The organism is Chryseobacterium sp. MIQD13 (genome assembly GCF_050496705.1).
Classification (GTDB): Bacteria; Bacteroidota; Bacteroidia; order Flavobacteriales; family Weeksellaceae; genus Chryseobacterium.
On the sequence record NZ_JBNWAF010000004.1, the window covers coordinates 358,522 to 382,456 of the forward strand.

General features: G+C 37.0%; 24 protein-coding genes. 10 read left to right on the top strand and 14 right to left on the bottom strand.

Translation table 11 applies throughout. The features are described 5' to 3' along the window. Window positions 1-166 precede the first annotated feature (166 nt). Window positions 167-313, bottom strand: coding sequence for a hypothetical protein (locus tag ACQWU4_RS18565; protein ID WP_429937235.1), 147 nt, complete (start codon window positions 311-313; stop codon window positions 167-169). Between the two features lie 99 nt (window positions 314-412). Between ACQWU4_RS18565 and ACQWU4_RS18570 the strand changes: the two genes are divergently transcribed. Then, window positions 413-709 carry an MGMT family protein gene (locus ACQWU4_RS18570; protein ID WP_429937236.1) on the top strand — a complete coding sequence of 99 codons (297 nt, stop codon included), beginning with the start codon at window positions 413-415 and terminating at the stop codon, window positions 707-709. Window positions 710-816: 107 nt separating this feature from the next. Then, the gene (locus ACQWU4_RS18575; protein WP_429937237.1) at window positions 817-1,611 is read left to right on the top strand and encodes an alpha/beta hydrolase; all 795 of its coding nucleotides are present in this window, start codon (window positions 817-819) and stop codon (window positions 1,609-1,611) included. A gap of 238 nt (window positions 1,612-1,849) precedes the next feature. Here the strand turns inward: ACQWU4_RS18575 and ACQWU4_RS18580 are convergent, their stop codons facing one another. From ACQWU4_RS18580 to ACQWU4_RS18610, 7 genes are all read right to left on the bottom strand, one after another. Beyond that, a complete protein-coding gene (locus ACQWU4_RS18580; RefSeq protein WP_429937238.1) occupies window positions 1,850-2,230 on the bottom strand; it encodes a helix-turn-helix transcriptional regulator in 381 nt (126 codons plus the stop codon). A 456-nt stretch (window positions 2,231-2,686) separates the two neighbouring features. Then, window positions 2,687-4,579: a molecular chaperone HtpG gene (gene htpG, locus ACQWU4_RS18585; RefSeq protein ID WP_429937239.1), complete on the bottom strand. Its 1,893-nt coding sequence runs from the start codon at window positions 4,577-4,579 to the stop codon at window positions 2,687-2,689. Between the two features lie 124 nt (window positions 4,580-4,703). Further along, window positions 4,704-5,192 carry a hypothetical protein gene (locus tag ACQWU4_RS18590; protein WP_429937240.1) on the bottom strand — a complete coding sequence of 163 codons (489 nt, stop codon included), beginning with the start codon at window positions 5,190-5,192 and terminating at the stop codon, window positions 4,704-4,706. A gap of 143 nt (window positions 5,193-5,335) precedes the next feature. Then, entirely contained in the window at window positions 5,336-6,190 is an 855-nt protein-coding gene (locus ACQWU4_RS18595; protein ID WP_429937241.1) for a helix-turn-helix domain-containing protein, read from the bottom strand. Window positions 6,191-6,264: 74 nt separating this feature from the next. Continuing rightward, window positions 6,265-7,269 (bottom strand): recombinase RecA, encoded by a 1,005-nt coding sequence (gene recA / locus ACQWU4_RS18600; RefSeq protein WP_040997229.1) that lies wholly within the window; start codon window positions 7,267-7,269, stop codon window positions 6,265-6,267. A 203-nt stretch (window positions 7,270-7,472) separates the two neighbouring features. Beyond that, window positions 7,473-8,669, bottom strand: coding sequence for an oxygenase MpaB family protein (locus tag ACQWU4_RS18605; protein WP_429937242.1), 1,197 nt, complete (start codon window positions 8,667-8,669; stop codon window positions 7,473-7,475). 74 nt (window positions 8,670-8,743) lie between these two features. Further along, window positions 8,744-9,517 (bottom strand): response regulator transcription factor, encoded by a 774-nt coding sequence (locus ACQWU4_RS18610; RefSeq protein ID WP_429937243.1) that lies wholly within the window; start codon window positions 9,515-9,517, stop codon window positions 8,744-8,746. A gap of 428 nt (window positions 9,518-9,945) precedes the next feature. On the opposite strand from ACQWU4_RS18610, the gene ACQWU4_RS18615 reads away from it, so the two are divergent. Continuing rightward, complete coding sequence (locus tag ACQWU4_RS18615) at window positions 9,946-11,289, top strand: hypothetical protein (RefSeq protein ID WP_429937244.1); 1,344 nt, start codon at window positions 9,946-9,948, stop codon at window positions 11,287-11,289. A gap of 66 nt (window positions 11,290-11,355) precedes the next feature. On the opposite strand, the gene gap is transcribed toward ACQWU4_RS18615, so the two are convergent. The 4 genes from gap to ACQWU4_RS18635 form a co-directional block, all read right to left on the bottom strand. Further along, complete coding sequence (gap, locus tag ACQWU4_RS18620; protein WP_429937245.1) at window positions 11,356-12,360, bottom strand: type I glyceraldehyde-3-phosphate dehydrogenase; 1,005 nt, start codon at window positions 12,358-12,360, stop codon at window positions 11,356-11,358. Between the two features lie 30 nt (window positions 12,361-12,390). Beyond that, window positions 12,391-13,377 (bottom strand): 6-phosphofructokinase, encoded by a 987-nt coding sequence (gene pfkA, locus ACQWU4_RS18625; protein WP_429937246.1) that lies wholly within the window; start codon window positions 13,375-13,377, stop codon window positions 12,391-12,393. Window positions 13,378-13,460: 83 nt separating this feature from the next. Next, complete coding sequence (locus ACQWU4_RS18630) at window positions 13,461-14,330, bottom strand: DUF4846 domain-containing protein (RefSeq protein ID WP_429937247.1); 870 nt, start codon at window positions 14,328-14,330, stop codon at window positions 13,461-13,463. Window positions 14,331-14,337: 7 nt separating this feature from the next. Continuing rightward, entirely contained in the window at window positions 14,338-14,682 is a 345-nt protein-coding gene (locus tag ACQWU4_RS18635; protein ID WP_429937248.1) for a winged helix-turn-helix transcriptional regulator, read from the bottom strand. Window positions 14,683-14,776: 94 nt separating this feature from the next. On the opposite strand from ACQWU4_RS18635, the gene ACQWU4_RS18640 reads away from it, so the two are divergent. Next, window positions 14,777-15,595: a DNA alkylation repair protein gene (locus ACQWU4_RS18640; protein ID WP_429937372.1), complete on the top strand. Its 819-nt coding sequence runs from the start codon at window positions 14,777-14,779 to the stop codon at window positions 15,593-15,595. Window position 15,596: 1 nt separating this feature from the next. On the opposite strand, the gene ACQWU4_RS18645 is transcribed toward ACQWU4_RS18640, so the two are convergent. Then, entirely contained in the window at window positions 15,597-16,361 is a 765-nt protein-coding gene (locus ACQWU4_RS18645) for a TIGR03915 family putative DNA repair protein (protein ID WP_429937249.1), read from the bottom strand. 44 nt (window positions 16,362-16,405) lie between these two features. Beyond that, entirely contained in the window at window positions 16,406-17,665 is a 1,260-nt protein-coding gene (locus ACQWU4_RS18650; protein ID WP_429937250.1) for a putative DNA modification/repair radical SAM protein, read from the bottom strand. Window positions 17,666-17,807: 142 nt separating this feature from the next. Between ACQWU4_RS18650 and ACQWU4_RS18655 the strand changes: the two genes are divergently transcribed. From ACQWU4_RS18655 to ACQWU4_RS18680, 6 genes are all read left to right on the top strand, one after another. Next, window positions 17,808-19,136: a hydroxymethylglutaryl-CoA reductase, degradative gene (locus tag ACQWU4_RS18655; protein WP_429937251.1), complete on the top strand. Its 1,329-nt coding sequence runs from the start codon at window positions 17,808-17,810 to the stop codon at window positions 19,134-19,136. A gap of 163 nt (window positions 19,137-19,299) precedes the next feature. Then, window positions 19,300-20,373: a hypothetical protein gene (locus ACQWU4_RS18660; RefSeq protein ID WP_429937252.1), complete on the top strand. Its 1,074-nt coding sequence runs from the start codon at window positions 19,300-19,302 to the stop codon at window positions 20,371-20,373. A gap of 1 nt (window position 20,374) precedes the next feature. Next, entirely contained in the window at window positions 20,375-20,761 is a 387-nt protein-coding gene (locus ACQWU4_RS18665; protein WP_429937253.1) for a DUF423 domain-containing protein, read from the top strand. Window positions 20,762-20,763: 2 nt separating this feature from the next. Beyond that, on the top strand, window positions 20,764-22,041 hold the full coding sequence (locus tag ACQWU4_RS18670) for a chloride channel protein (protein WP_429937254.1): 1,278 nt from the start codon (window positions 20,764-20,766) through the stop codon (window positions 22,039-22,041). Between the two features lie 131 nt (window positions 22,042-22,172). Then, window positions 22,173-23,363, top strand: a complete 1,191-nt coding sequence (gene sucC, locus ACQWU4_RS18675) for an ADP-forming succinate--CoA ligase subunit beta (protein ID WP_429937255.1) — start codon at window positions 22,173-22,175, stop codon at window positions 23,361-23,363. An 80-nt stretch (window positions 23,364-23,443) separates the two neighbouring features. Beyond that, on the top strand, window positions 23,444-23,926 hold the full coding sequence (locus tag ACQWU4_RS18680; RefSeq protein ID WP_429937256.1) for a hypothetical protein: 483 nt from the start codon (window positions 23,444-23,446) through the stop codon (window positions 23,924-23,926). Window positions 23,927-23,935: the final 9 nt, after the last annotated feature.

Genomic DNA, 23,935 nt, shown 5'->3' on the forward strand with positions numbered 1-23,935 from the left:
GAGCGAAGCGAAGCAATCTCATCTTAAAAACAAAGTTTAAACTTAATATTCTTAAAACCTTATTTAACCTTAATGTTTCAAAATAAACCATTAAGAAAAAGTTCAGTAGTTAAGATTATTAAGAGATTGCTTCGCTTCGCTTGCAATGACAACGACTTAAGGAAAATTATTCAAGCGAATTTACTAGCACAAAATAACGGTAAGCCAGAATACCTTTTTCCAGTTTGGTTAATTTGTTGGGATCTTTATTACTCAGCTTTGGAAGCACCTTTTTATTCACTGTATTCAGTAGCTTGAAAAATGATTTTTTCATATCTTTATATTTAAATGAAACATCATTGAGATATGAAGAGTTCAAAAATGATGCAGAAATTATTATTCGGAACTATTTATTAACAGCATAACAGGTACTATGGACGAAATTTTCAAACAACAGGTTTATGAAATCACAAGACTTATTCCAAAAGGAAGAGTTTCCTCTTATGGAGCCATAGCCAAAGCTGTAGGGTACCCGAACCATTCCCGGCACGTAGGAAAGGCAATGGGTGGCTGTCCTGAAGATGTTCCCGCACATCGCGTGATCTCCAGCTCCGGTACACTGTCTGTTCCTGAATTCCAGAAAAGATTGGAAGCAGAAGGGATTACTGTTGAAAATTTTAGAATAAAAAACTTTAAAAAACTCTTCTGGGACCCTTTGGAAGAGATATAATGTTGTAAATTATACCATTCAGGCAGGAATACATACGGTTCAGCAGAATATTTTTCTTAATTGATATCCGTCACAATACCTTTGGTTCATAAATAAAACAAAAAACTATGAAACCAATTTCAATTCTGTCTTTAGTATTCCTTTTTATTACCGTATTTTCAAAAGCTCAGATGGATGATAAGTTCTATCAGCCAAACAAAACCATGAAGCCATTTGAGTTCAAAATTTCTGAACAGATTAATTTTCCCGTAGAAAATGATACAATTACAGCTTTTATAGCAAAAACTGATACCAAAAATCCTCGAAAGACAATTTTTTATTTTCATGGAGCAGCAGGAAATGTCACTACCTATCAGTTCATGACCAAACCTCTTGTAGATGCCGGATATCAGGTGGTAATGATAGATCTCAGAGGGTATGGATTATCTACAGGTAAACCCAATCACAAAAATATAGCGGAAGACGGTCAGAAAATTTTTGATGAACTGATGAAAAGACCTGATATCAAGAATACGAAAGTCTATATCTATGGAGCTTCTTTAGGAACCCAAATTGCGGCGCATCTTGCCAAAGATAATATTTCTGAGATTTCCGGACTTATTCTGGATTGTCCAATGGCCTCTTTTACGGATATTGCGGCTCATTTTACCCCTCAATACAAGGATTTTATTTTACAGTCTATGATTTCTCCATATGCAGCCAAAGAAGATGTGAAAGCTCTGGGGAAACTGCCGCTGCTTGTTATTCACGGTAAGGAAGATAAAACCATTCCTTACGAACAAGGAAAGCTGGTTTTTGATAATGCTGCAGGTACCAAGGTTTTCATTGAATCTGAAGGAGATCACCTGCAAGGTTTGGTAAATAACAAAGAAGAAATCCTGAAAGCTATTGATAAATTATAATATACCAAAAATAGGTTCCGGCGGCGAAGCCGCCGGAACCTATTTTTGGTATAAGCCTTTATGTCGTGCATCAAACTACCAGAAGTCGGATCCTATTCCCTTTCTCTGAAGGGGTGGATTTTTGCCTACAAAAAGACGGGGTAGTAAAACATACAACAATAAAAAATGCCATAATACCTAACAGTACTCATGGCATTAATTTATATGCTAAAACAGCAACAGATTTAAATCGTAACTGCTATTTTCTCCCTCTTGGACTTTTCAGCTCTTCTTTTAATTTTTCATTCTCCTCTTTCAAAAAAGAGATATAATCCTGAAGATTCTGAATAATAGAACCTGGAATATTATTATACTGAGTCATAATTCCAGTTGAACTTGATTGATCGTTAAATACAGGATGATCATTATTAATCACAACTTTAGCTTCCTCGTCTACATAAATTTCCTCCACAGAAACATTCAGGAAACGTGCAATTTTGTCCCATTCATCCCTTACAATTTTTACATCTCCGCTTTCTTTTCTGCTATAGTTGGATACATCGGTCGCGATAATATCAGCTATTTGCTGTTGCGTATAACCTTTCTGTTTTCTGATGGCGCGTAATTTTTCTTTTTGCATATCCGGCATTTTATACAAAAATGGAAAAAAACCTTAAAATGTACAATAAAAAATTGAAAAAATATGGGCCTGCTTCTTATCAATAAACAGAAAATAAAGAGAAAGTTGATAATATTAAAATAGTCAAATCAATATATTGATAATTTTCTTTAAAACCATACAAAACCACAAACCGTCATTGCGAGCAAAGCGAAGCAATCTCACTTAAAAAACGAAGTTGAGCTTAATATTCTTAAAATCTTAATTCAAAACTTAATGTTTCAGAATAAAAACCATTAAGAAGAAGTTCAGTAGTTAAGATTATTAAGAGATTGCTTCGCTTTGCTCGCAATGACAGCAGCGGTGTACAATTTTATCGGAGATAAAATCTTTGCGTTTAAAACTATTTCATCAACTTAAAAGACAAAAAAAGACTGTTCTTATATTGGGAACAGTCTTTTATATGATTTGATATTATTATTTCTCCAACTGCTTATAGCTTCTCTGGATAAAATCCGTCAGGTCTTTTCCTTTCAACAGATTCTGAGAGAGTTTTGCAAGATCCAAAGCATATTTAATTAGCATTTCCTTTTCCTCAGAATTTTCCGTCTTTAAGATCTGGCTGGAAAGCTCACTGTTAGAATTCACTACAAGATTATACATTTCCGGAAAACCACCCATTCCGAACATACCGCCACCGCCGGTAGCCTGCATTTCCTTCATTCTTCTCATGAACTCAGGCTGAGTGATGGTAAACGGAGCATCGCTGCTGTCAAGATCTTCAAGCTGTACTGTGAATTTGGCATCCTTTACGGCTTCTTCCACGCCTTTCTTTAGAGACTCTTTTTCAGTTTCGTTTAATTTGGAAATAACCGGTTCATCTTTTTTGATCAGGTTGTTGATGTGGTCTGCATCCACTCTTGCAAATGAAATTTTCTCTTTCGTAGTCTCCAATTTCTGGATTACGTGAGAAATTACAGGCGAATCCAGTAATAGAACTTCATAACCTTTATCATTTGCTGCCTGAATGTAGCTGTGCTGCTCATCAGCATTGGTAGCATAAAGAATTACCGTGTTACCGTCTTTATCTGTTTGAGAAGGTTGGATTTTTTCAATTAATTCATTCCACAGGAAGTATTTTCCGTCTGTGGTTGGGTATAATGTAAACTTGTCTGCTTTTTCTGCAAATTTCTCTTCTGTGATAATTCCGTATTCGATTACGATCTTGATATCGTTCCATTTCTTCTCATAATCCTCACGGTTTTCGTTGATCAGGGAAGACATCTTGTCGGCAACTTTTTTAGTGATGTAAGAAGAAATCTTCTTCACCGCACCATCTGCCTGAAGGTAAGAACGGGAAACGTTCAGCGGAATATCCGGAGAATCTATTACCCCTCTCAGAAGCATTAAGAAGTCAGGAACAATGCCCTTCACTTCATCCGTTACGAATACCTGATTCTGATAGAGTTGAATTTTATCCTTATCAATATTCAGATTGTTGCTCAGTTTAGGGAAGAAAAGAATTCCGGTAAGGTTGAAAGGATAATCAACATTCAGGTGAATATTGAATAAAGGCTCCTCAAACTGCATTGGATACAGCTCGTGGTAGAACTTCATATAATCCTCATTCGTAAGCTCACTTGGAGCAATTGTCCATGCCGGAGTAGGATTGTTGATGATGTTGTCCACTTCCTCAGTTTCTGCAACCGCATCTTCAGGAGCGTTTTCCGGTAATGGAAGTGTATGAGTTTTTGTCCCGAATTTAATAGGAACAGGCATGAATTTATTATACTTTGATAATAACTCACGGATTTTAGCTTCTTCTAAAAACTCTGTAGAATCTTCTGCAATATGAAGAACGATTTCCGTTCCTCTATCAGTTTTATCAGTTGTTTTCTCAAGTGTAAATTCCGGGCTTCCGTCGCAGATCCATCTTACTGCAGATCCGTCTTTGTAAGATTTGGTAAGAATTTCCACTTTTTCCGCCACCATAAATGCAGAATAGAATCCAAGACCGAAATGTCCGATGATGCCAGCATCTTTTGCTGTATCTTTATATTTTTCAAGGAATTCCTCAGCGCCCGAAAAAGCAACCTGATTGATGTATTTTTCAACCTCTTCGGCTGTCATACCGATTCCCTGGTCTATAATGCGTAAAGTTTTCTGTTCTTTATCAATCTTTACCTCAATCTTTGGATTTCCGTACTCAACTTTTGCTTCCCCGATGCTTGTCAGGTGCTTCAGTTTTAAAGTAGCATCCGTTGCATTGGAGATCAGTTCTCTCAGGAATATTTCGTGATCACTGTAAAGAAATTTTTTAATAAGCGGGAAAATGTTTTCCACGGATACATTAATATTTCCTTTAGTCATAATAATTTTTGTTTTTAATTTTCTATTCCTTTCTCAAAAAAAATACCATGCGTCAGAATGTGACAGAATGGCATTTATTTGTAAAGAATTTCTTCTAAAAACGGGAATATTTAACTACAAAAATTTATACGGATCTGTTAATTTTTCTTTGTTCCCTGAACTGAAAAACGGAACCAACAACAAACAGTACGAAAAGACCAAGAAGGGTTTGCCCAATGACCGGATCCGTTGGTGCTTTAGCTAAAGGATGCCCGATGGGAACACGCGTAAATGTTTCGTTAACGGTAGGAACCAGCGATAAGAAAAAGCTGAAGGATAGGAGAAAGTTTTCAAAAAATCTGGCTCTGTTGTTTCCCTGCTTTTTGCTATGAAGAAAATAAGCTGTCAATATTAAAACAATAATGAAAACTGAAAAAATATGCCCCGGATTAAACCCTCCGTGTTTAGATAATCCCAAAGCAGTCAGTGAAGTGATCAGCGTAAAATAAAAGTAAATTTTCCCCGAAGGTGTGTTTAAATCAATTTTTCCTTTTCTAATAAAGTCTGTAACTGCTGCTACGATAGCAATAATACCTATAGCGGTATGGAAAATTCCTAAATATGATAGTCCCATAATTTTGTTTTTTTGAATGTTGAATTACTGTTGCAAAATTGCTGCAGAAACAGAAAAGAGACTTTGCAAATAGGCTCATTTATCTGTCTGTTTGGTTCAAAAAATAAAATACAGGAAGGATAGTGATAATAAGTGTGATGTTTTTACATTTCCTTATTCAGCTTTGAACGGTAATTTGTGGGAGTGGTATTGTACTTTTCCTGAAAACTTTTGTTGAAATTGGCAAGATCATTAAACCCACACTCAAAAGCGATAGTGGTAACACGTTCATCGGAAATCAATAGTAATTCGGTGGCTCTTTCCAGCCTTTTGGTTTTAATGTAATGGGCGGGAGAGTTATCATATAGTTTTTTGAATTCCCTTTTAAAAGATGAAACGCTTAGATTGGTTTTCTGTGCCAGTTCCTCAATGCTGGCCTGCGAAAACAGATTGGCTTCAATAATTTGTTTGAAAGTATAGGCTGTCGGCGAAAAAAGCTGGGATAATATGGCCTGTATGGTTTCTGCCTCTTGTGTCTGTGACAGCAGAAGGATTATTTCCTTCAGTTTCAGAATGAGGATCTCATCATTGACCAGAGCCGGATTTTCAAAATAGAAGAGAAGCCCTTCGATATATTTATGAATGAGAAAATCGTTGTTTATTTTTCCACTCAACTGGTTGGTTACTTTGTTGCCTGGCTGAAGTAGCAAAGGAAGCTCTCTTTCATAGATTTTCTTTAGTATATCCGGATGAAAGGTTATGATGACAAGTTCGCCTTTACTGTTAGTACTTGAATTATGGATATGGTTTCCGGAATTGACACAATTGAGCAATAACGAATGCCTGTTAGGAATATCGGTATGAATATCATCAAACTGATATTGTATCTCACCCGTAAGCATATATAAAAAACAGGCCTGCTCGGCAACCGGAAAGGTAAATTCAAAAGGAGATTTCACATCCACTTTTTGAATGAATGTTTTCCCGAAGAGATCAATTTTTTTATAATCGGTAATCATCTATCTCAATGTGTTTTTACAGGCATATAAAGTTAAAAGAAAAACGGTCTGAATTTCAGACCGTTTTTTATCAATTATTTCTTGTTCTTCATTTCTTCCTTGATCTTATTTTCCAGCTCTTCAGCAAGCTCAGGATTGTCTCTTAAAACATCCTTCACCGCGTCACGTCCCTGACCAAGTTTTGTTTCTTCATAGCTGAACCATGATCCGCTTTTCTTCACAACTCCCATATCTACGGCAGTGTCAAGAATTTCACCTACTTTGGAAACTCCTTCACCATACATAATGTCGAATTCAGCTTGTTTGAAAGGCGGCGCTACTTTGTTTTTCACAATCTTCACTTTCACTCGGCTTCCGATAGCTTCATCACCGTTTTTAATAGGTGCGCTTGCTTTTCTGATGTCCAGTCTTACAGAAGCATAGAATTTCAAAGCATTACCACCGGTTGTTGTTTCAGGATTTCCGAACATTACCCCAATCTTTTCTCTCAACTGGTTGATGAAGATTACAGTACATTTTGTTCTTGAAATCGTTGCAGTAAGTTTTCTTAATGCCTGAGACATCAATCTTGCATGAAGACCCATTTTAGAATCTCCCATTTCCCCTTCAATTTCCGCTTTTGGAGTAAGGGCTGCCACCGAGTCAATAACTACGATGTCAATAGCTCCCGAACGGATAAGGTTATCTGCAATTTCAAGCGCTTGCTCACCATTGTCCGGCTGTGAAATGATAAGGTTTTCCAGATCAATTCCCAGTTTTGCAGCATAAGTTCTGTCAAAAGCGTGCTCCGCATCAATGAATGCAGCAATACCGCCTGCTTTCTGAGCTTCAGCAATAGCGTGAAGAGTTAAAGTCGTTTTACCTGAAGATTCAGGACCGTATATTTCAATGATTCTTCCTCTTGGATACCCGCCAACGCCTAATGCGATGTCCAGCCCAAGAGATCCTGAAGGAATTACTTCTATTGTATTGTCTACAGAATCATCTCCCAACGTCATTACAGTTCCTTTTCCGTATGTTTTATCTAGCTTGTCAAGCACTAAAGCCAGTGCTTTTTTCTTATCATCAATGTTACTCATCTCTATTAAAATAATTTCTCAAAAATACATAATTTAAATATCAAAAGCTAATATTATTTAGCCCGAAAATATGTTTTTTGAATTAAAAAATGATAAATTTTTATAGGGGATATTGTTCATTACGAAAGAGATGCAGGATCTTATGATTCAGAGCATGAAAAATATATTTTATACTTTCCAGGAAGAGTTTTCTCAGTATTTTTCTAATGAAAATTTGAATTCTTAGTAATGTTAAGATAGTCGTCCAGTACCTTCATCTGATCTTTGTTTCCCTTTTTTATTCTTGCATCCCGGCTTACCAGCTTATCATAGACCTTGTTGATCATGATCTTTGTTTTTGGAAATATATTTTTGGCAGGAACATCAGGAATCTGCAATCTTTTGCATACCTCATCATCCAGCAGGAACCATGTACAGCAGATGTGAAGATACCTCAGATTCTTCCTTTCGAATTTGAATTTTAAAATGGGATTTTCCAGTGATTCATTCAGTAAGGAATGAGCCAGTAAAATAGAATCCTTATCTGAAGGTGGTTGTACAGATGTCCACAGATAGAAATATTCCGTTGCCTGTTTTTTATTGTCAGGAAGAAGCTCTTCCGGAATACCCAATAAATATCCTACATATTTCCAGAGGTGGAAAATTCCTTTTTCCTCCTCAGCAGAAAAAGTATTTCCCAGTTTTTGAAGGCTGTGTAGAAAAACAAGACTGAAGCCAATATAAGTAGCCATCATATCCCATGAATTGATTGGTTCTCCCCAGTTTTCCGTATCCCATTCTTTGTAATATTTCCTGATGGAAAGTCGTGCATAAGAGTGAATCAGACGGGTTTTTATGGCAAATTCATAACCTTTTGCATGCAGTTCCAGTGCATCATAACGGGTAGCATTCACCCAGAAATCCAGCGTTTCCGAAAGACGTTTTACAGCACCTTTTTTCAGGGCTTCCGTGGCAGTAAGCGGTTTGTTGAGGTAGGCGTAATCATAGCCTCCCATCAGGCAGTAATCCCTCAGAGAAATAAGAGAATCCAGATTGCTTCTCATGCAGAGTTCCGCGCCGCTTTTCAGCAGGTTGTAATCAAGCCATTCCGGGACTTTTTGAGTCTGGAGAAAAAGCTTTCTTACACTTTCAGGAATATGGTCTGTGTCCGAAACACCATTCCGTATGTAGCCTTCAATCTCTCTTGAGGCTTCATGAAACTTTTTAACGAGATAAACATCTTTTACAACTTCATCACCGACCTGATCTACATGATGAAAATATTGTGAAAACTTCTCAAAATTCTTAAAGCTCACTTCTGCTCCGGAAAAATCAATAAGCTGTTTTCCATTGCCTTTTTCCCAGAAATCTTTGAAGTGGGGTGAATCTTTAAATCGAGGTTGTAAAATCGGTTTGTCCATCTTGTATAAAAATACAAGTTTTGCACCGAAATTCAGCGGTGAGATTTGTCAGTCTTTATTAAATGTTACTGATATTAAATAAGACCTCTTTCAAATGCTTTTTTTACAAGCTCCTTGCTGTTTCTTGAATCTGTTTTCCGTAAAATATTTTTCCTGTGCGTGCGAACGGTATGTTCAGACAAAATCAGTGCCTGAGCTATTTCCGGCCCGGAATAACCTTTGGTGATAAGGGCAAGGATTTCCATTTCTCTTTTCGTTAAATGTTCGGAAAAATTTTCTGTTTTCGAAAAACCTTCCAGTTTTACCTGATGAAAATCATTTCTGGGACCTATCCCGGAAACCAGTACAGTATAAGGGTTTTCTTTTGTAATATGATGAATATTCGTATGAATGTTTATAGCTTGTACAGGAATACCGGTTTCATCTTCCATGGTGATAATAGACTGATGATGAAACAGCTCGTAATTGCCTTCTGCTGTTTTCATTCTGAAACAGTAGCTGCCTTTAATATAAAGCTGGTGTTCCAGACCTATTTCCGTTATTTTGTTGACAAGGATCTGTTCGGCCTGCATCACAAACGCAATGTCATCAGGATGGGTGAGATCAATGACTTCCTTTAAATTTTCAGGATAGGAGGGGAGGCCATGAAGCTTAAGAATATTTTCGTGATGATGCGAAAGGGTACTGTTCGTAAGGTTTAAAGCATAATAATAAAATTCACCTATTGCAAACATTTCGCCAATGATGCGTTCAATCGGTGGTTTATCCAGAATCTTTCTGTCTCTCCTGACTCCCGGGTAAGTATTCCAGATTTCAATGAGAGGATGTTTTTTTTCTGAGCTCTCCATGAATATATTAGTTTTAGCTAAAATAACCAAAATACTTACAAAATACCACAAAAGGGGGATTTTTTTACTTTGATAAAATTCCAAACTTTGTAGGAACTAATAACCATGGAAGCTCAATTTATCCATTTCATTTTGTTTAATGATTTAATTTTTTCTATAATTTATTTCGATTAAGGAAAATATTAAGTTTTAGGCAATGGAATTTTTACAGCAATTTATTCGAAGTTAATTAAATGAATGTTATAAAAACAGTTTACTCTTTTCTTTTTTAGTTGTTTGAAAATGATAAACTAATAGCCTCTCGTTGCTGGAGAGGCTTTTTTCTTTTATATACCTTCCTTGTTGCCCTTTTTGATAATTCAAAATCACCCGAACGGGTAATTTACTTGTGTTCATGGAATTCCAAACTTTGTGGAAAACTAATAGCCATGAAAACAATTGTATTAATGTTGTTTGTACTTTCTACAGGAATTGTCTTTGGACAGCAGGAAAGAGAAAACCTTACTGAAAGTACAAAATGTATTGCCGATAACAGGATTATTGTAATAAATCCTTTTGGAAAGGACGAAATAAAATCTTATCAATTTAATAGGGGGGAGAGCATTAAATTCTGCATAACGAATGTAAATGTATTCAAAGTTAAAGGTAATAAGGTAGAAACAACCGGGAAAAATTTTTCTTTTACTTCTGATATTTTTGGGCAACTGGAAGAAAAAGAGGTTAAAGAACTCGGGACTGGTAATTCAGATGACTTTATGAATCTATATAAAGAGTTTCTCCAAAAAGCTAATAGTGTTGCATTACAGGCCAATTTTGAAAATGACATAAGAAAAAATGTAATTGGGGATGATCCTTTAGTAAAGAATATAGATTTAATTAAAACAGAAGCGACTAATCTGTACAACGCAGCATACCAGAATAATGAAGAGATCAGTGAGCTGATCATTGATCTTCGTACATTGTATTCTAAAATGAAAAGTATTGCCGGTGGAATAAAAGTAAGTAATAATAGCCAGGAAGTTGTAAGTAATACAAATGATAATAAAAAAGGAAGCAACCCTGGCTTAAAAGAAGCTACTGCTAACTACGACGATGAAATGCTTTTTGCAAAAAAGATTATGAAAATGGTTGATGATCCGGAAATTGTTCAGGAAATTACAGAAAAAGCAAGTGCCGGCGATGTACTCTACAAACAATTGCAGAGAGAGGATTTTATATATTATACAGACGGTGTTCAGCTGAATGATGATGAGGTCACTTTAACGCCTGTGCTTTTATCAGCTGACGGTAAAGAATTGCGTAAGTTTAATTCTATTACTGTGAAGACAAGTGGTGGTGGAGTAAGAGTTAACTTTAGTACAGGATATATGCTAAGTTTTATTGGCGACCAGAATTTTGCTTTAAAGTATGATACTGCGGGAAATACTGTCGGAGTAAAGGAATTAGAGTCCAATAAACTTACTCATTCAATCGGCGGGCTGGCTCATGTCTTTTGGACCAAAAAAGACTTTTCATGGGGCTTTTCGGCAGGACTGAGTGCTAATACGGAGGCTAAAATCAGTTTTTACTTCGGTCCTTCTATTGCATTTTTGGATAAAAACAGGCTTGTTTTAAGCGGCGGATTATCTATGGTTAATGTTAAAAGGCTCGACAGAAATAATTTAGATGGTAATGATGATTTCATTAATTCCAATATAAAAGAAATTACATACTCGGGAATATATAAACTTGCCGGCTTTTTCGGAGTTACTTATAATTTATCAAAAAATTAAAAATTTCCTGAAAAATATAAAAACCTTCCCATCGGGAAGGTTTTCATTATTTATTGCTTATTACTTTTATAAAGAAGCAGCGTGTACAAGCATATCCACCAACTTGTTAGAATAACCCATTTCATTGTCATACCAGGAAACAAGTTTTACGAAGTTTGGAGAAAGCATAATACCAGCGTCTTTATCAAAGATAGAAGTTCTCTTATCTCCTACGAAATCCTGAGAAACTACTGCATCTTCAGTGTATCCTAAGATTCCTTTCAATTCACCTTCAGAAGCAGCTTTAAGAGCAGCACAGATCTCATCGTAAGAAGTAGCTTTCTCTAGTCTTACAGTAAGGTCAACTACAGAAACGTCTACAGTTGGTACTCTGAAAGACATACCTGTAAGTTTTCCGTTTAGTGAAGGGATTACTTTTCCTACTGCTTTAGCAGCACCTGTAGAAGAAGGGATGATGTTGTTAAGAGCAGCTCTACCTCCTCTCCAGTCTTTTACTGAAGGACCATCAACAGTTTTCTGAGTTGCCGTTGTAGCGTGTACCGTAGTCATAAGACCTTCAACGATCCCGAAGTTATCGTGGATTACTTTAGCTAAAGGAGCTAAACAGTTGGTTGTACAAGACGCGTTTGATAAAATTTTGATATCGTCAGTAAGTTCTTTGTGGTTTACACCCATTACGAACATTGGAGTATCATCTTTAGATGGAGCAGAAAGGATTACTTTTTTTGCACCGGCATTTAAGTGAGCAGAAGCACTTTCCTTATCTAGGAATAGACCTGTAGATTCTACCACATAATCAGCACCTACTTCGTTCCATTTTAGGTTGTTCGGGTCTCTTTCAGCAGTTACTCTGATTCTTTTTCCGTTTACTACAAGATCATTTCCTTCTACAGAAACTTCTCCCGGGAAGATACCGTGTACAGAATCATATTTTAACATGTAAGCCATGTATTCTGCATTGATTAGGTCATTGATTCCTACTACTTCAATGTTATCTCTTTCAGTCATTGCTCTGAAAACAAGACGTCCAATTCTACCAAAACCGTTGATACCTACTTTGATTGTTGACATAATAGTTTGTTTTAGATTATAAAAAAATAATTAGATTGCTAAAATTTCGGAAATCAGTAAAAGATCTTTATTGATTTCATTATGTTTTTTAATGGCCTCTTCAATGGGTGTATATACCAAATCGTTGGAACGCATTCCGGCCATTACATTTGTTTTTCCTTCCATTAATCCTACTACGGCGCCATAACCCAGTCTGCTGGCAAGAACTCTGTCTGCACAGCTTGGAGAACCTCCTCTCTGGATATGTCCTAGAATGGTTACACGGATATCATAATCAGGGAATTCTTCTTTGGTCTGCTTGGCAAGCTCGTAAATATTTCCAAGCTTCTCACCTTCAGCTACTACAACAATGCTTGATGCTTTTCCTGTCTTTTCAGCTTTTCTGAAATTAGCGAAAAGATCCTGCATACTGTCTTTTTTCTCAGGAATAAGGATGTCAAGGGCACCAGTTGCCAATCCGCTGTTTAAAGCGATGAAACCTGCATCACGGCCCATTACCTCTACAAAGAAAACCCTGTTGTGGGAAGTTGCGGTATCACGAACTTTGTCAATAGCTTCCATAGCTGTATTCAAAGCTGTGTCGTAGCCAATTGTATTATCTGTTCCGAAAATATCATTGTCAATAGTTCCCGGCACACCAATCACTCTGATCCCAAATTCTTCATTGAAGATCTTTGCTCCGGTAAAAGTTCCGTCACCTCCTATGCATACCAATGCATCCACACCATGTTTCACACAGTTGTCATAAGCTTTCTGACGTCCTTCCGGAGTCCTGAACTCCACAGATCTGGCAGATTTAAGAATCGTTCCGCCCTGGTTGATTATATTTTTTACGGAACGGGGACCCATTTTCAGGAAATCATCATTGATGAGTCCGTTATAGCCTTCCCTTACTCCGTAGCATTCAATATTATAATAGTTTGCGGTTCTTACAACCGCCCTTAATGCCGCATTCATACCCGGAGAGTCACCTCCTGAAGTAAGAACTGCAATTTTTTTTACAGCACTCTCTTTCATCAAGTAAAAAATTTCGAACACAAATTTACAAAAACAAGTTCAGATAATGGCAGTAAGTTGATAAGAGTTTTGAATATAAATTATTAAAAGCTTCTGAAATTTGTAGGCTTAAAAAAATACCTCGCTGTTTTTGTTTCTGAAGAATTTACATCAAGACTGTACCATGGTGAAATATTTTTATCAAAAGGATTCAAAAGTGTATGAATAGATTGAGCCGGAGTGAATCCTTCGCTTAATAAAAATAACTTTTCCCCTTTTTTATTTTTACATACGCCGGAAATAAAAACAATATGGCCCGGACTTCCCGGTGTAATGAGGATATCACCCGTTTTCAGATCCGAAGTTTTTGTAACAGCTTTTGTTTCCTTATTTAAAGAAATTGTTCCTGCATAGTTGAAGATCAGATCGAGATATTTTCTGAAATTTTGGTAGGAATCATCAAAATCTGCCGTTTTTCTGAAACTGACAGTGTTTCCATTCACAAAAGCACGGATTCCATTTTTATAATCATTCCATGAAACCAGATCGCCACTTGTAAAATGGAACTTAATTTCATCAAATCTTTTGGCTTTGTATAAATACTCAGCTCTCAGACGGATGGCGGCATCAGCACATTGCTGAAGATCTTTGCTTCCGGTATCAATATCAAAAACAGCTTCATGGAGATCCTGTGTTGCAATAGGAGTACCGTCATATTTCATAATCTGGCTGCCATAAGGTTTCAGCTTGAAATTTTCAATGAAATATCCGAAAGAATCCGGTTGCTCTTCAATCCATACATAACCTTCGGGAGCAGAAAACCTTTCCCGGATCGTATTTTTCTCCTTATTGATCTTCACCGCATTTTCCTGGATAAAAGCTTTTGCTATTTTGGTTTTTCCTGATACAGCTTTATCGTTGCTGCAGGCTGAAGTCATTAATACAACAATAACGAGAGGAATAATTTTTTTCATGTAGTTTTTATTTAAGTTTGTCGTTTTCAGAAATCAAAAGTTTTCCCCAGCCGTTTAACTGCCAGAGAATCTCCACCAGTTTTTCTCCAAGCTCAGTCAGCGCATATTCCACTCTGGGCGGCAACTCATTAAAGGATTGTTTTGCCAGAATGCCGTCCTGTACCATTTCACCAAGCTGCTGGTTTAAAACCCGGCGATCTACTTTAGCAATACCACGGAGAAACTCACTTGGCCGTTTCTTACCTTCATTAATCTGCCATACAATAGGGATTTTCCATTTTCCGCTGATGGTGTTAACAGCCATTTCCAACGGACATATTTTATTTTCTTCGGCCTGTTCTGTTGTTTTCATAAAATTGACTTTTTTATCCCTATGAGCGAAAAATATGCGGTATTGCCTATCTTGATTCTCTTTCAGACTTTTGTAAAGTTAATAATTAATAATGATGACTGAGAAGAGAAAAGGAGCACGTTCCATTAAAGATATTCCGGATGATATTTTGGAGCAGCTGAACCGGGGAGAAATAGAAACTGCCAATCTCACGGAATGGCTTGCAGTAGATCAGAAGGTTTTACTGGAAAACCTGCTTCTTCAAAATGACAGACCAGAATACCTAGATCCTGTTCTGGAAAATGTAAATCAGTTGAAAAAAACAACTGTAAATACCGTCAATGAAGCAATAGGAATCACACTGCTTGATCTTTCAATTCAGAATCAGGATGAGAATTTTTTATCGAAACTTTCTGTACATCGGGCAGATCTGGTGCGTTGCTGGGCGGCTTATGCAACCGGGAGGGATCCTGCTTTTGATATTAAGACAAAACTGAAAGCTATACAGAGTTTTGCTTCCGATAGTCACTTCGGAGTAAGGGAAATCTGTTGGATGGCTGTACGTCCTGATATTTCAAAGAACCTTACGGAAAGCCTGTTGATTTTATCAGAATGGACAAAACATGATGATGAAAATATAAGGCGTTTTGCAAGTGAAGCAACCAGGCCAAGAGGAGTCTGGTGCTCACATATTAATGAACTGAAGCAAAATCCTGGATTAGGACTGGATATTTTGGAACCTTTACGGTCCGATCCATCAAAATATGTTCAGGACAGTATAGGAAACTGGCTGAATGATGCAAGTAAGTCACAGCCTGAATTCGTAACGGAAATCTGTGATGAATGGCTTCGTGAAAGTCCAACAAAAGAAACGGCATATATTGTCAGGAAAGCATTGAGGACAATTCAGAAAGAGAAACTGAAAAATAAGTGATTTACCATTTCTCTTTCTCTGTCAGGTATTTCCAGTACCTTTTCGGGACATGTTGGATGTGAAGCTTTAAATTTTTCCTTTCTTTGATATTGGTCTTTGTAAAATATCTTTGCCATAAAGTCTGGTAATTCGGCTCCTCGTCATGGAATTTCTGCTGGTATTGGTGAAGATCCAACTTTTCTTCGGGATAGAAAAAATCACAGTTTTCCAGATCGTATAGAATTCCGTAATGTCTTCTCAAATCGTAAATCATCCATTTCTGATCCTGGTAACGGTCTTTGAAATGTTTTCGGATAAGCGGAAGAACATTGAAATCAGGATCTATTTTTGCAAAAAAAACACCGTCCTGCATTTTTTCAAATCGGACAAAAGCGGTCATTCTGTGCCGTTCTCTGCTTACCGATTTGCAGATTTTTGAAATCTTTACAATATCATTATCTGCATAATTTTGAAGGATATTTTCTTCAGGATGTTTTATGGACTGCCTTACCGCTGATAGAATAAGATGTTCCAGTTCAATATCCTCAGATAAAAAAACTTTTAACAGCTCATGAATACCTGATTTTCTAATATTCTTTTCCAGCTTATTTAAAACCCGTTCAGCTTTATCATTTTGAGTGATTACCTCATGAATTTCTGCAAAAATATTTTCCTGATGAAACCTGTCCTTACTTATAATTTCCACCTCTTTATAATGGTATTCGAAAACTTCAAATACAGCTGTTAAAAGGCCGTCAAAACTTCCGTCATAAAGAAGAGTGTTCATACTGATGAGGTAATTTATTTTTGAATTTTATATCTGCCAATACACTAAAACAAACTCAGCTGCTGGGAAAACTGGTTGTGAAATTTGGAAGAGCTTCCGCCTACAAGCAATTTCCTGAAATTTTTATCTGTTAAATATTTCAGAAAAGCATTTCCTGCATTGAAATCTATAAAATACTTTGCCCTGTTGACAGCAGCTCCCAGTTTTTTCAGATGATCCATGTTCAAAATCTGAAAACGGCGTGCCTGAACGATTTTTTGTGCCGTTTTTACTCCAATTCCAGGAATCCTTAAAATCATCTGATAATCCGCAGTCTGTAAATTAACCGGAAATTGATGTAAATGTCTCAAAGCCCAGCTCAATTTGGGATCAACTTCAAGATCTAAAAAAGGCATATTCGGATCCAGGATTTCTTCAGCTTTAAAACCATAAAACCGCATCAGCCAGTCAGACTGGTAAAGTCTGTTTTCGCGAAGCATCGGAACCTCCGTTGTTAATGAAGGGAGTCTTTTATCTTCCAAAACAGGAACGTATCCGGAATAATACACTCTTTTCAGATTAAAATTTTTATAGAAATGATCGGCTACCTTTATAATCTGAAGATCATTTTCATTGGTTGCTCCCACAATCATCTGTGTAGATTGTCCTGCAGGAGCGAACTTCGGAACTTTTCTGAAAATTTTCTTCTCATCCTTATATTGAGCAATCCCGTTTTGAATATATTTCATAGGATTGAGCATATCCTGACGGTTTTTCTCAGGTGCTAATAGTTTCAGCCCACTTTCTGTAGGAATTTCAAGGTTAATGGATAATCTGTCCGCATATAAAGCAGCTTCCTGCATCAGTTCATCACTGGCTCCCGGAATAGATTTTAAATGAATATAACCATTGAAGTTTTCTTCTAAACGCAGTTTTTTCGCCACCCTCACCAGACGCTCCATCGTTGTATCTGCATTTTTAAAGATTCCTGAGCTTAAAAACAGGCCTTCAATATAATTTCTACGATAAAAATTAATAGTCAGGTCAACGACTTCTTCTACTGTGAAACCAGCCCTTTTAATATCATTTGAACTTCTGGACACGCAATAGGCACAATCGTAAATACAGTGATTGGTCAACAGGATTTTGAGAAGAGACACACATCGCCCGTCCTCCGTATAGGTATGACAGATTCCGCTTACTGAGCTGTCTCCCAAAGCACCTTTTGTATTCTTTCTCGTTCCTCCGCTGGATGAGCAGGAAACATCATATTTCGCAGCATCAGCAAGTATTTCGAGTTTTTCTTTAAGGCGTTCAAAATTCATTTTTCAGGGGAATGTTACAATTTGTATCAAAGTATTATTCAAAAGTAGTTCCAAAATTGATAAATGTCAAGCTTTTTCTATAGAAGTTATCCACAACGGAGACTGACAAAATTACTATCTTTACACATATTAAATTTATGCTATGAATCATAAACCGGTAGAAGGTTTCTCTAAACTTACAAAACAGGGAAAAATCGATTGGCTTGTCAGCGAATACCTTGAAGGAAACGAAGAATATCAAAATATATTAAAACAATACTGGAATGAGAATGCTGAACTTCAGAAACTTCATGAAGAGTTTTCTGAAAACACGATCTCCAATTTCTACATGCCTTACGGAATTGCTCCGAATTTCTTAATTGACGGAAAATTATTCGCTCTTCCAATGGCGGTTGAAGAAAGTTCTGTAGTGGCTGCGGCTTCCAAAGCTGCGAAGTTCTGGATTGATAAAGGCGGTTTCAAGACAACTATTATTAATAATGAAAAACTGGGGCATACCCATTTTATATTCAATGTAGAGCCTCATAAACTTCTGCATTTCTTTAATTTTAATTTAAAGAAAAAACTGTTTGAAGCTACAGAAGAGATTACTGCTAACATGAGAAAACGTGGCGGCGGAATTTTAGATATCAAATTGATAGATAAAACTTCTGAAATGCCCAACTATTATCAACTTAAAGCAAGCTTTGATACAGTAGACTCCATGGGGGCGAATTTCATCAATTCATGTCTTGAGCAGTTCGGAAAAACAATGAAGCAGGAAATTGCAACAAGCGAGGATTTCACACAGGAAGAGAAAAATACGCTTCAGATCGTGATGAATATCCTTTCCAACTTCACCCCTGACTGTATTGTAAGAGCTGAGGTTTCCTGTAAAATTGAAGATTTAAAAGACGACAGTGGAATTTCCAATGAAGAGTTTGCGGCGAAATTCAAACAGGCTGTTACCATCGCTGAAATTGAACCTTTCCGTGCTACAACCCATAATAAAGGAATTATGAATGGGGTAGATGCTGTGGTAATCGCTACCGGGAACGATTTCAGAGCTACGGAAGCATGTGCCCACGCCTATGCTGCAAGAGATGGACGATACAGATCTCTTACGCACTGTACAACAGATAACGGGATTTTTAGATTCTGGATCGATCTTCCAATTTCTGTAGGAGTAGTGGGAGGACTTACAAATCTGCATCCGCTGGTGAAATTCTCACTTGCACTGCTTGGAAAACCTTCTGCACAGGAGCTGATGAGTATTCTTGCTGTTTCCGGGCTGGCCCAGAATTTTGGAGCCCTTCGTTCTTTGGTTACAACGGGAATCCAAAAGGGACATATGAAAATGCACTTACTGAATATTTTAAATCAGATGGGGGCTACAGAAGAGGAAAAACAGCACTTCGTTACCTATTTTAAGGATAAAACGGTAAGCCATCACGAGGTTATCAACGAATTTAACAGATTAAGAGCTCAGTAATGCTGCAGATTATCTTGCCTATTATATTTATCATCTTCGGGATCTTTTTAAAGAAAACGGATTCGCCGGGCTTTAGAAATTCCAAAAAGCTTTCCAATGTCTTTATTATATTGGGAATATCAACGTTGGTGGCAAAAATGATATTGATTTACTTACATTCTAAATGATGAAAAGGAGCACAGTATTTTTCTTATTGCTTTCATGCTTAAGTTTTTCCCAGCAGAAAAATGTAAAGATCAGTGATTTGCAGCCCAAATCCGAAGATGCTGTTTTCCCGCTGGTTTCTTACCCGCAAAATCCTCGGATTGAAAATAAGATCAATACTTTTTTGCAGGTCAGTGAACTGGAGTATATTCCTAATTCCGGCGGTAATCCTTTTAAAAAAGCTTCTACGGCGACCAATTCATATACCAACTACGTATATTTTTACAGTTGGGAGAAATTGGATACGCCTGGGAATATTTTAAGCATTGGAATAGATGGTGAAGCTTCGGGGGCTTATCCGGAAGGTTTTTCTGAATGGATGAATTTTGACCTGAGGACAGGAAATTATATCAACGCTGAAGATTTGTTTCAAGCAGGTAGCGTCAAAACAGTTGATGGTTTAATTCAAAGAAAAATCAAAAAAAGAGTTGATGATTTTCTTGCCGAATTGAAATCTGAAAAAAATCCTTCAGAAGAAGCTCAGGAGCAGATTGGTATGTACGAAGGCTGTTTTATGGATTATACCCTGAATGGTATCAAATATTTTTTCGGAAAGGATAAAATTACTTTTGTGGCAGGCAGATGTTCGAACCATGCAATGCGGGCACTGGATGATCTGGGAAGCCATGAACTTGAATTTACCTATAAAGAACTTGAAAAATACTGGAGTCCTTATGCGAAAAACCTGATTTCCGGATCTGAAAAAGTTAACGGAACAAGTCCCGCCAATAAATTATTCAAAGGAAAAATTGATGGGAAATATTCCATTACGGTTTTGTTTAACGAAATCAATGAGGATGATTCCTTTTCTGCTACCTATTGGTATGATAAGAATAAGCAGCCCATCAACTGGAGAGGAGAATTTGTCCATGATCATTTTTCTATCACAGAAGATGATTATCATAGTGAGGAACTGAAGCAATGGATACCAAAAGCTTTGGTGGAAGCCGATCTGAAAGGAAATAAAATTATCGGAACGTGGCAGGATTATAAAACAAAAAAATATTTGAATCTAGAATTAGAAGAGTTATAAAATGAAAACAATTACTTTAATTTTCGGTGCTGTCTATGGAATGCTTTCAGTGATTTTGGGAGCCTTCGGAGCCCATGCTTTAAAAAAAATACTGTCTGTGGAAAGACTTGAAAGCTTTGAAACAGGTGTAAGATACCAGATGTACGCTGCATTTTTCTTATTGATTATCGGGTACATTTTGAAATTTGAAACTTCATCTGAAAAATGGACCTCAATTCTGATGATCACAGGAACACTTCTATTTTCGGTGAGCATTTATTTCTTAAGCCTTCAGGATTATCTTGGAGTTAATCTGAAATTTTTAGGACCTATTACCCCTCTTGGAGGACTTTTTATGATCCTGAGCTGGGGAATGCTTATTCTTTATTTTGCTAAAAACAGAATCTAAAAATGAAAATCAATAGAAGAAGACGGCTAATAAGAACATTCAATCTTCTGGATCAGCCCATAAGATTCAATCCGTTTGTATTTAGCCGGACTTTTTTCATGTGGGCTTTTACAGGTCTTGTTGGCGGGGCTATTGCAGGAGGTTACTGGATCGTACTGGAACATTTTACAGAATTTTTAGCTGAATTTCAAGGCTGGATGGTTATTCCTACAATGGCAATCTGTGGTCTGCTTGCAGGACTTGTTATTCACTTTATCGGTGATCCGGGAGAAATTCATCTGATTGTTAATAACATCAGGTTTAATAAAGGAAAACTTGATCCAAAAAATAATCCTTCCATGATTCTTTCATCACTGTTTTGTGTGGCATCGGGAGGAAGCCTCGGTCCTGAAGCACCTTTGGTTCAGGTAACCGGATCTACAGGAACATGGCTTGGAAAAATTTTCAGACTGAAAGGAGAGGAGCTCCGTTCTTTGAGTATTGCAGGGATGGCTTCAGGTTTTACCGCTCTGTTTGGAGCACCACTCGGAGGAAGTCTTTTCTCGCTTGAAATTCTGCATCACAGGCATGCAGTGGAATATTATAAAGCTATTATTCCTGCTTTGGTAGCAAGCTGTTTCAGTTATGTTATGTTTGCTTTGATTATTCATTTGGGGATTGGGGCAACATGGGATCTTAAGGCTTATCATTATTCGGGGGTTTATGATTTTATCTATGCCTTTTTATTTGGGGTGGTGGCTACCATTTTTGGTTGGATCTTTATTTTTGTAGTCAAATTTTTCAAAAAAATCTTTGAATACAGACAGTTTCCTATCTATATAAAAACATTGACCGGAGGAATTATTTTAGGAATTATTGCCTATAATTTTCCGATCACAAGGTATTTCGGACATCATGAGATCAATGAGCTGATCAACGGGAGTTTTGCCCTGAATTTTTTGATCGTGATCCTTGTCTTTAAAATCATTGCCATTGCTGTTACCGTTACTTCCGGATGGAGAGGAGGTTTCATCATTCCGCTGTTTTTTGTCGGAACAACTTTAGGACTGATTATTCATCAGCTATTTCCTACAGTTGATACCACTTTGGCGATCGTAAGCTGTATGGCTGCGATCAATGCCTGTGTGACGAGAACACCAATGAGTACAACGATTATTTTGGGAACCTTAACCGGTTTTACTTATTTCGTTCCGATACTTTTTGCCAGTCTGACAGGTTATTTTCTGGCACCGAAAATCCCGTTCATCGGTTCACAGTCTGAAAAATTATCCGAAGAATAGAGCGAATTTCATAAACATGTTAAAAATCAAGTTCACTGTACTTTAATTTTTGAGTCAATAAACTTGAACTTCCATGTCTTTTTAGTAAATTTGTCAACCTTTAAATTTTAAAATAAAATAATAAAAATAATATGAATCTTCACGAGTATCAATCAAAAGAGATTTTATCAAAGTATGGAGTAGCTATCCAACGCGGTTTCGTAGCTAATAATGTAGACGAAGCTGTAGCGGCGGCTGAAAAACTGACTGCTGAAACCGGAGCTCAGGGATGGGTTGTAAAAGCACAGATCCACGCAGGTGGTCGTGGTAAAGGTGGGGGTGTAAAGTTCTCTCCAAACATGGATAAACTTAAGGAAAACGCTCAAAACATCATCGGAATGCAGCTTATTACCCCTCAGACTTCTGCTGAAGGTAAAAAGGTAAATTCTGTTTTGGTGGCAGAGGATGTATATTATCCGGGAGAAACTGAAACTAAAGAATTTTATGTTTCTATTCTTTTAGACAGAGCTGAAGGTAAAAATACGATCGTATATTCTACTGAAGGTGGTATGGATATTGAGCACGTTGCAGAAGTAACTCCTCATTTGATCCACAAAGAAATCATTGATCCTGCTTTAGGTCTTCAGGGATTCCAGGCTAGAAAAATTGCTTTCAACCTAGGTCTTGAAGGAAACGCTTTCAAAGAATTCACAAAATTCATTGCGTCTCTTTACAATGCTTACACTGGAATTGATGCTTCTCTTTTCGAGATCAACCCGGTATTGAAAACTTCAGACAACAAAATTATCGCTGTAGATGCTAAAGTAACTTTGGATGACAACTCATTGTTCCGTCACAAAGACTTAGCTGAATTAAGAGATACAAGAGAAGAAGATCCAATGGATGTTGAAGCTGGTGAAGCTGGTCTTAACTTCGTAAAACTTGACGGTAACGTTGCCTGTATGGTAAACGGTGCAGGTCTTGCAATGGCAACTATGGATATCATCAAATTATCTGGTGGTAATCCTGCTAACTTCCTTGATGTAGGTGGTACTGCTGATGCTCAGAGAGTTCAGACTGCTTTCGGAATTATCCTTAGAGATCCTAACGTAAAAGCTATCCTGATCAACATCTTCGGAGGTATCGTAAGATGTGACAGAGTTGCTCAGGGGGTTGTAGATGCTTACAGAGCTATGGGAAGCCTTCCTGTTCCATTGATCGTAAGATTACAGGGAACTAATGCTGTAGAAGCTAAAAAACTAATTGACGAGTCAGGTCTTCCTGTACATTCTGCAATTACTTTAGAAGAAGCTGCAAACAAAGTAAAAGAAGTTTTAGCATAAGCCGGAACTTTTAAATAATATAAAAAAACCGTTTCAATTTTTGGAACGGTTTTTTATATTTAAAAAAGAAAAATAATCTGATGAAAAATTTACACATCCCCAATCCATGTTCAGAAAACTGGGAAACGATGTCGCCTAAGGAAAAAGGAAGATTCTGTTCCGTCTGTAGCAAATGTGTTATTGATTTTACTGAAAAGAAGCCTGAAGAAATTGAACATATTTTCAATGAAAGACAGAATGAAGAAATTTGTGGTAGGTTTCTCAACAATCAGTTGAATATTAAAGATGAAAAACTGTCATCGCTGGAAAACAAATTCTTTCAATACATTCCTGGATCATTCAGAAATCATAAAATAGCTTTGTGGGTATTTTCTGTAATTTTATTTTTGACAGGCTGCTCCAAGCCGAAAGAAACCTGTACAGCAACCACAGGTCTTGTGGTTATGGAAGAAGACAGCATTCCGTACAATGATAATTACGTAATGGGTGAACCTTTAATTCAAAATGATTCCGTTGCGAAGATGCATAAGAAGGACAGTCTGAAATTAAAGCATACACAATAATTTAAGGCA

Coding starts and splice junctions, on each gene's coding strand:
- ACQWU4_RS18565 (WP_429937235.1), bottom strand. CDS start 313: ATGAAAAAATCATTTTTCAAGCTACTGAATACAGTGAATAAAAAGGTG.
- ACQWU4_RS18570 (WP_429937236.1), top strand. CDS start 413: ATGGACGAAATTTTCAAACAACAGGTTTATGAAATCACAAGACTTATT.
- ACQWU4_RS18575 (WP_429937237.1), top strand. CDS start 817: ATGAAACCAATTTCAATTCTGTCTTTAGTATTCCTTTTTATTACCGTA.
- ACQWU4_RS18580 (WP_429937238.1), bottom strand. CDS start 2,230: ATGCAAAAAGAAAAATTACGCGCCATCAGAAAACAGAAAGGTTATACG.
- htpG (WP_429937239.1), bottom strand. CDS start 4,579: ATGACTAAAGGAAATATTAATGTATCCGTGGAAAACATTTTCCCGCTT.
- ACQWU4_RS18590 (WP_429937240.1), bottom strand. CDS start 5,192: ATGGGACTATCATATTTAGGAATTTTCCATACCGCTATAGGTATTATT.
- ACQWU4_RS18595 (WP_429937241.1), bottom strand. CDS start 6,190: ATGATTACCGATTATAAAAAAATTGATCTCTTCGGGAAAACATTCATT.
- recA (WP_040997229.1), bottom strand. CDS start 7,269: ATGAGTAACATTGATGATAAGAAAAAAGCACTGGCTTTAGTGCTTGAC.
- ACQWU4_RS18605 (WP_429937242.1), bottom strand. CDS start 8,669: ATGGACAAACCGATTTTACAACCTCGATTTAAAGATTCACCCCACTTC.
- ACQWU4_RS18610 (WP_429937243.1), bottom strand. CDS start 9,517: ATGGAGAGCTCAGAAAAAAAACATCCTCTCATTGAAATCTGGAATACT.
- ACQWU4_RS18615 (WP_429937244.1), top strand. CDS start 9,946: ATGAAAACAATTGTATTAATGTTGTTTGTACTTTCTACAGGAATTGTC.
- gap (WP_429937245.1), bottom strand. CDS start 12,360: ATGTCAACAATCAAAGTAGGTATCAACGGTTTTGGTAGAATTGGACGT.
- pfkA (WP_429937246.1), bottom strand. CDS start 13,377: ATGAAAGAGAGTGCTGTAAAAAAAATTGCAGTTCTTACTTCAGGAGGT.
- ACQWU4_RS18630 (WP_429937247.1), bottom strand. CDS start 14,330: ATGAAAAAAATTATTCCTCTCGTTATTGTTGTATTAATGACTTCAGCC.
- ACQWU4_RS18635 (WP_429937248.1), bottom strand. CDS start 14,682: ATGAAAACAACAGAACAGGCCGAAGAAAATAAAATATGTCCGTTGGAA.
- ACQWU4_RS18640 (WP_429937372.1), top strand. CDS start 14,777: ATGACTGAGAAGAGAAAAGGAGCACGTTCCATTAAAGATATTCCGGAT.
- ACQWU4_RS18645 (WP_429937249.1), bottom strand. CDS start 16,361: ATGAACACTCTTCTTTATGACGGAAGTTTTGACGGCCTTTTAACAGCT.
- ACQWU4_RS18650 (WP_429937250.1), bottom strand. CDS start 17,665: ATGAATTTTGAACGCCTTAAAGAAAAACTCGAAATACTTGCTGATGCT.
- ACQWU4_RS18655 (WP_429937251.1), top strand. CDS start 17,808: ATGAATCATAAACCGGTAGAAGGTTTCTCTAAACTTACAAAACAGGGA.
- ACQWU4_RS18660 (WP_429937252.1), top strand. CDS start 19,300: ATGATGAAAAGGAGCACAGTATTTTTCTTATTGCTTTCATGCTTAAGT.
- ACQWU4_RS18665 (WP_429937253.1), top strand. CDS start 20,375: ATGAAAACAATTACTTTAATTTTCGGTGCTGTCTATGGAATGCTTTCA.
- ACQWU4_RS18670 (WP_429937254.1), top strand. CDS start 20,764: ATGAAAATCAATAGAAGAAGACGGCTAATAAGAACATTCAATCTTCTG.
- sucC (WP_429937255.1), top strand. CDS start 22,173: ATGAATCTTCACGAGTATCAATCAAAAGAGATTTTATCAAAGTATGGA.
- ACQWU4_RS18680 (WP_429937256.1), top strand. CDS start 23,444: ATGAAAAATTTACACATCCCCAATCCATGTTCAGAAAACTGGGAAACG.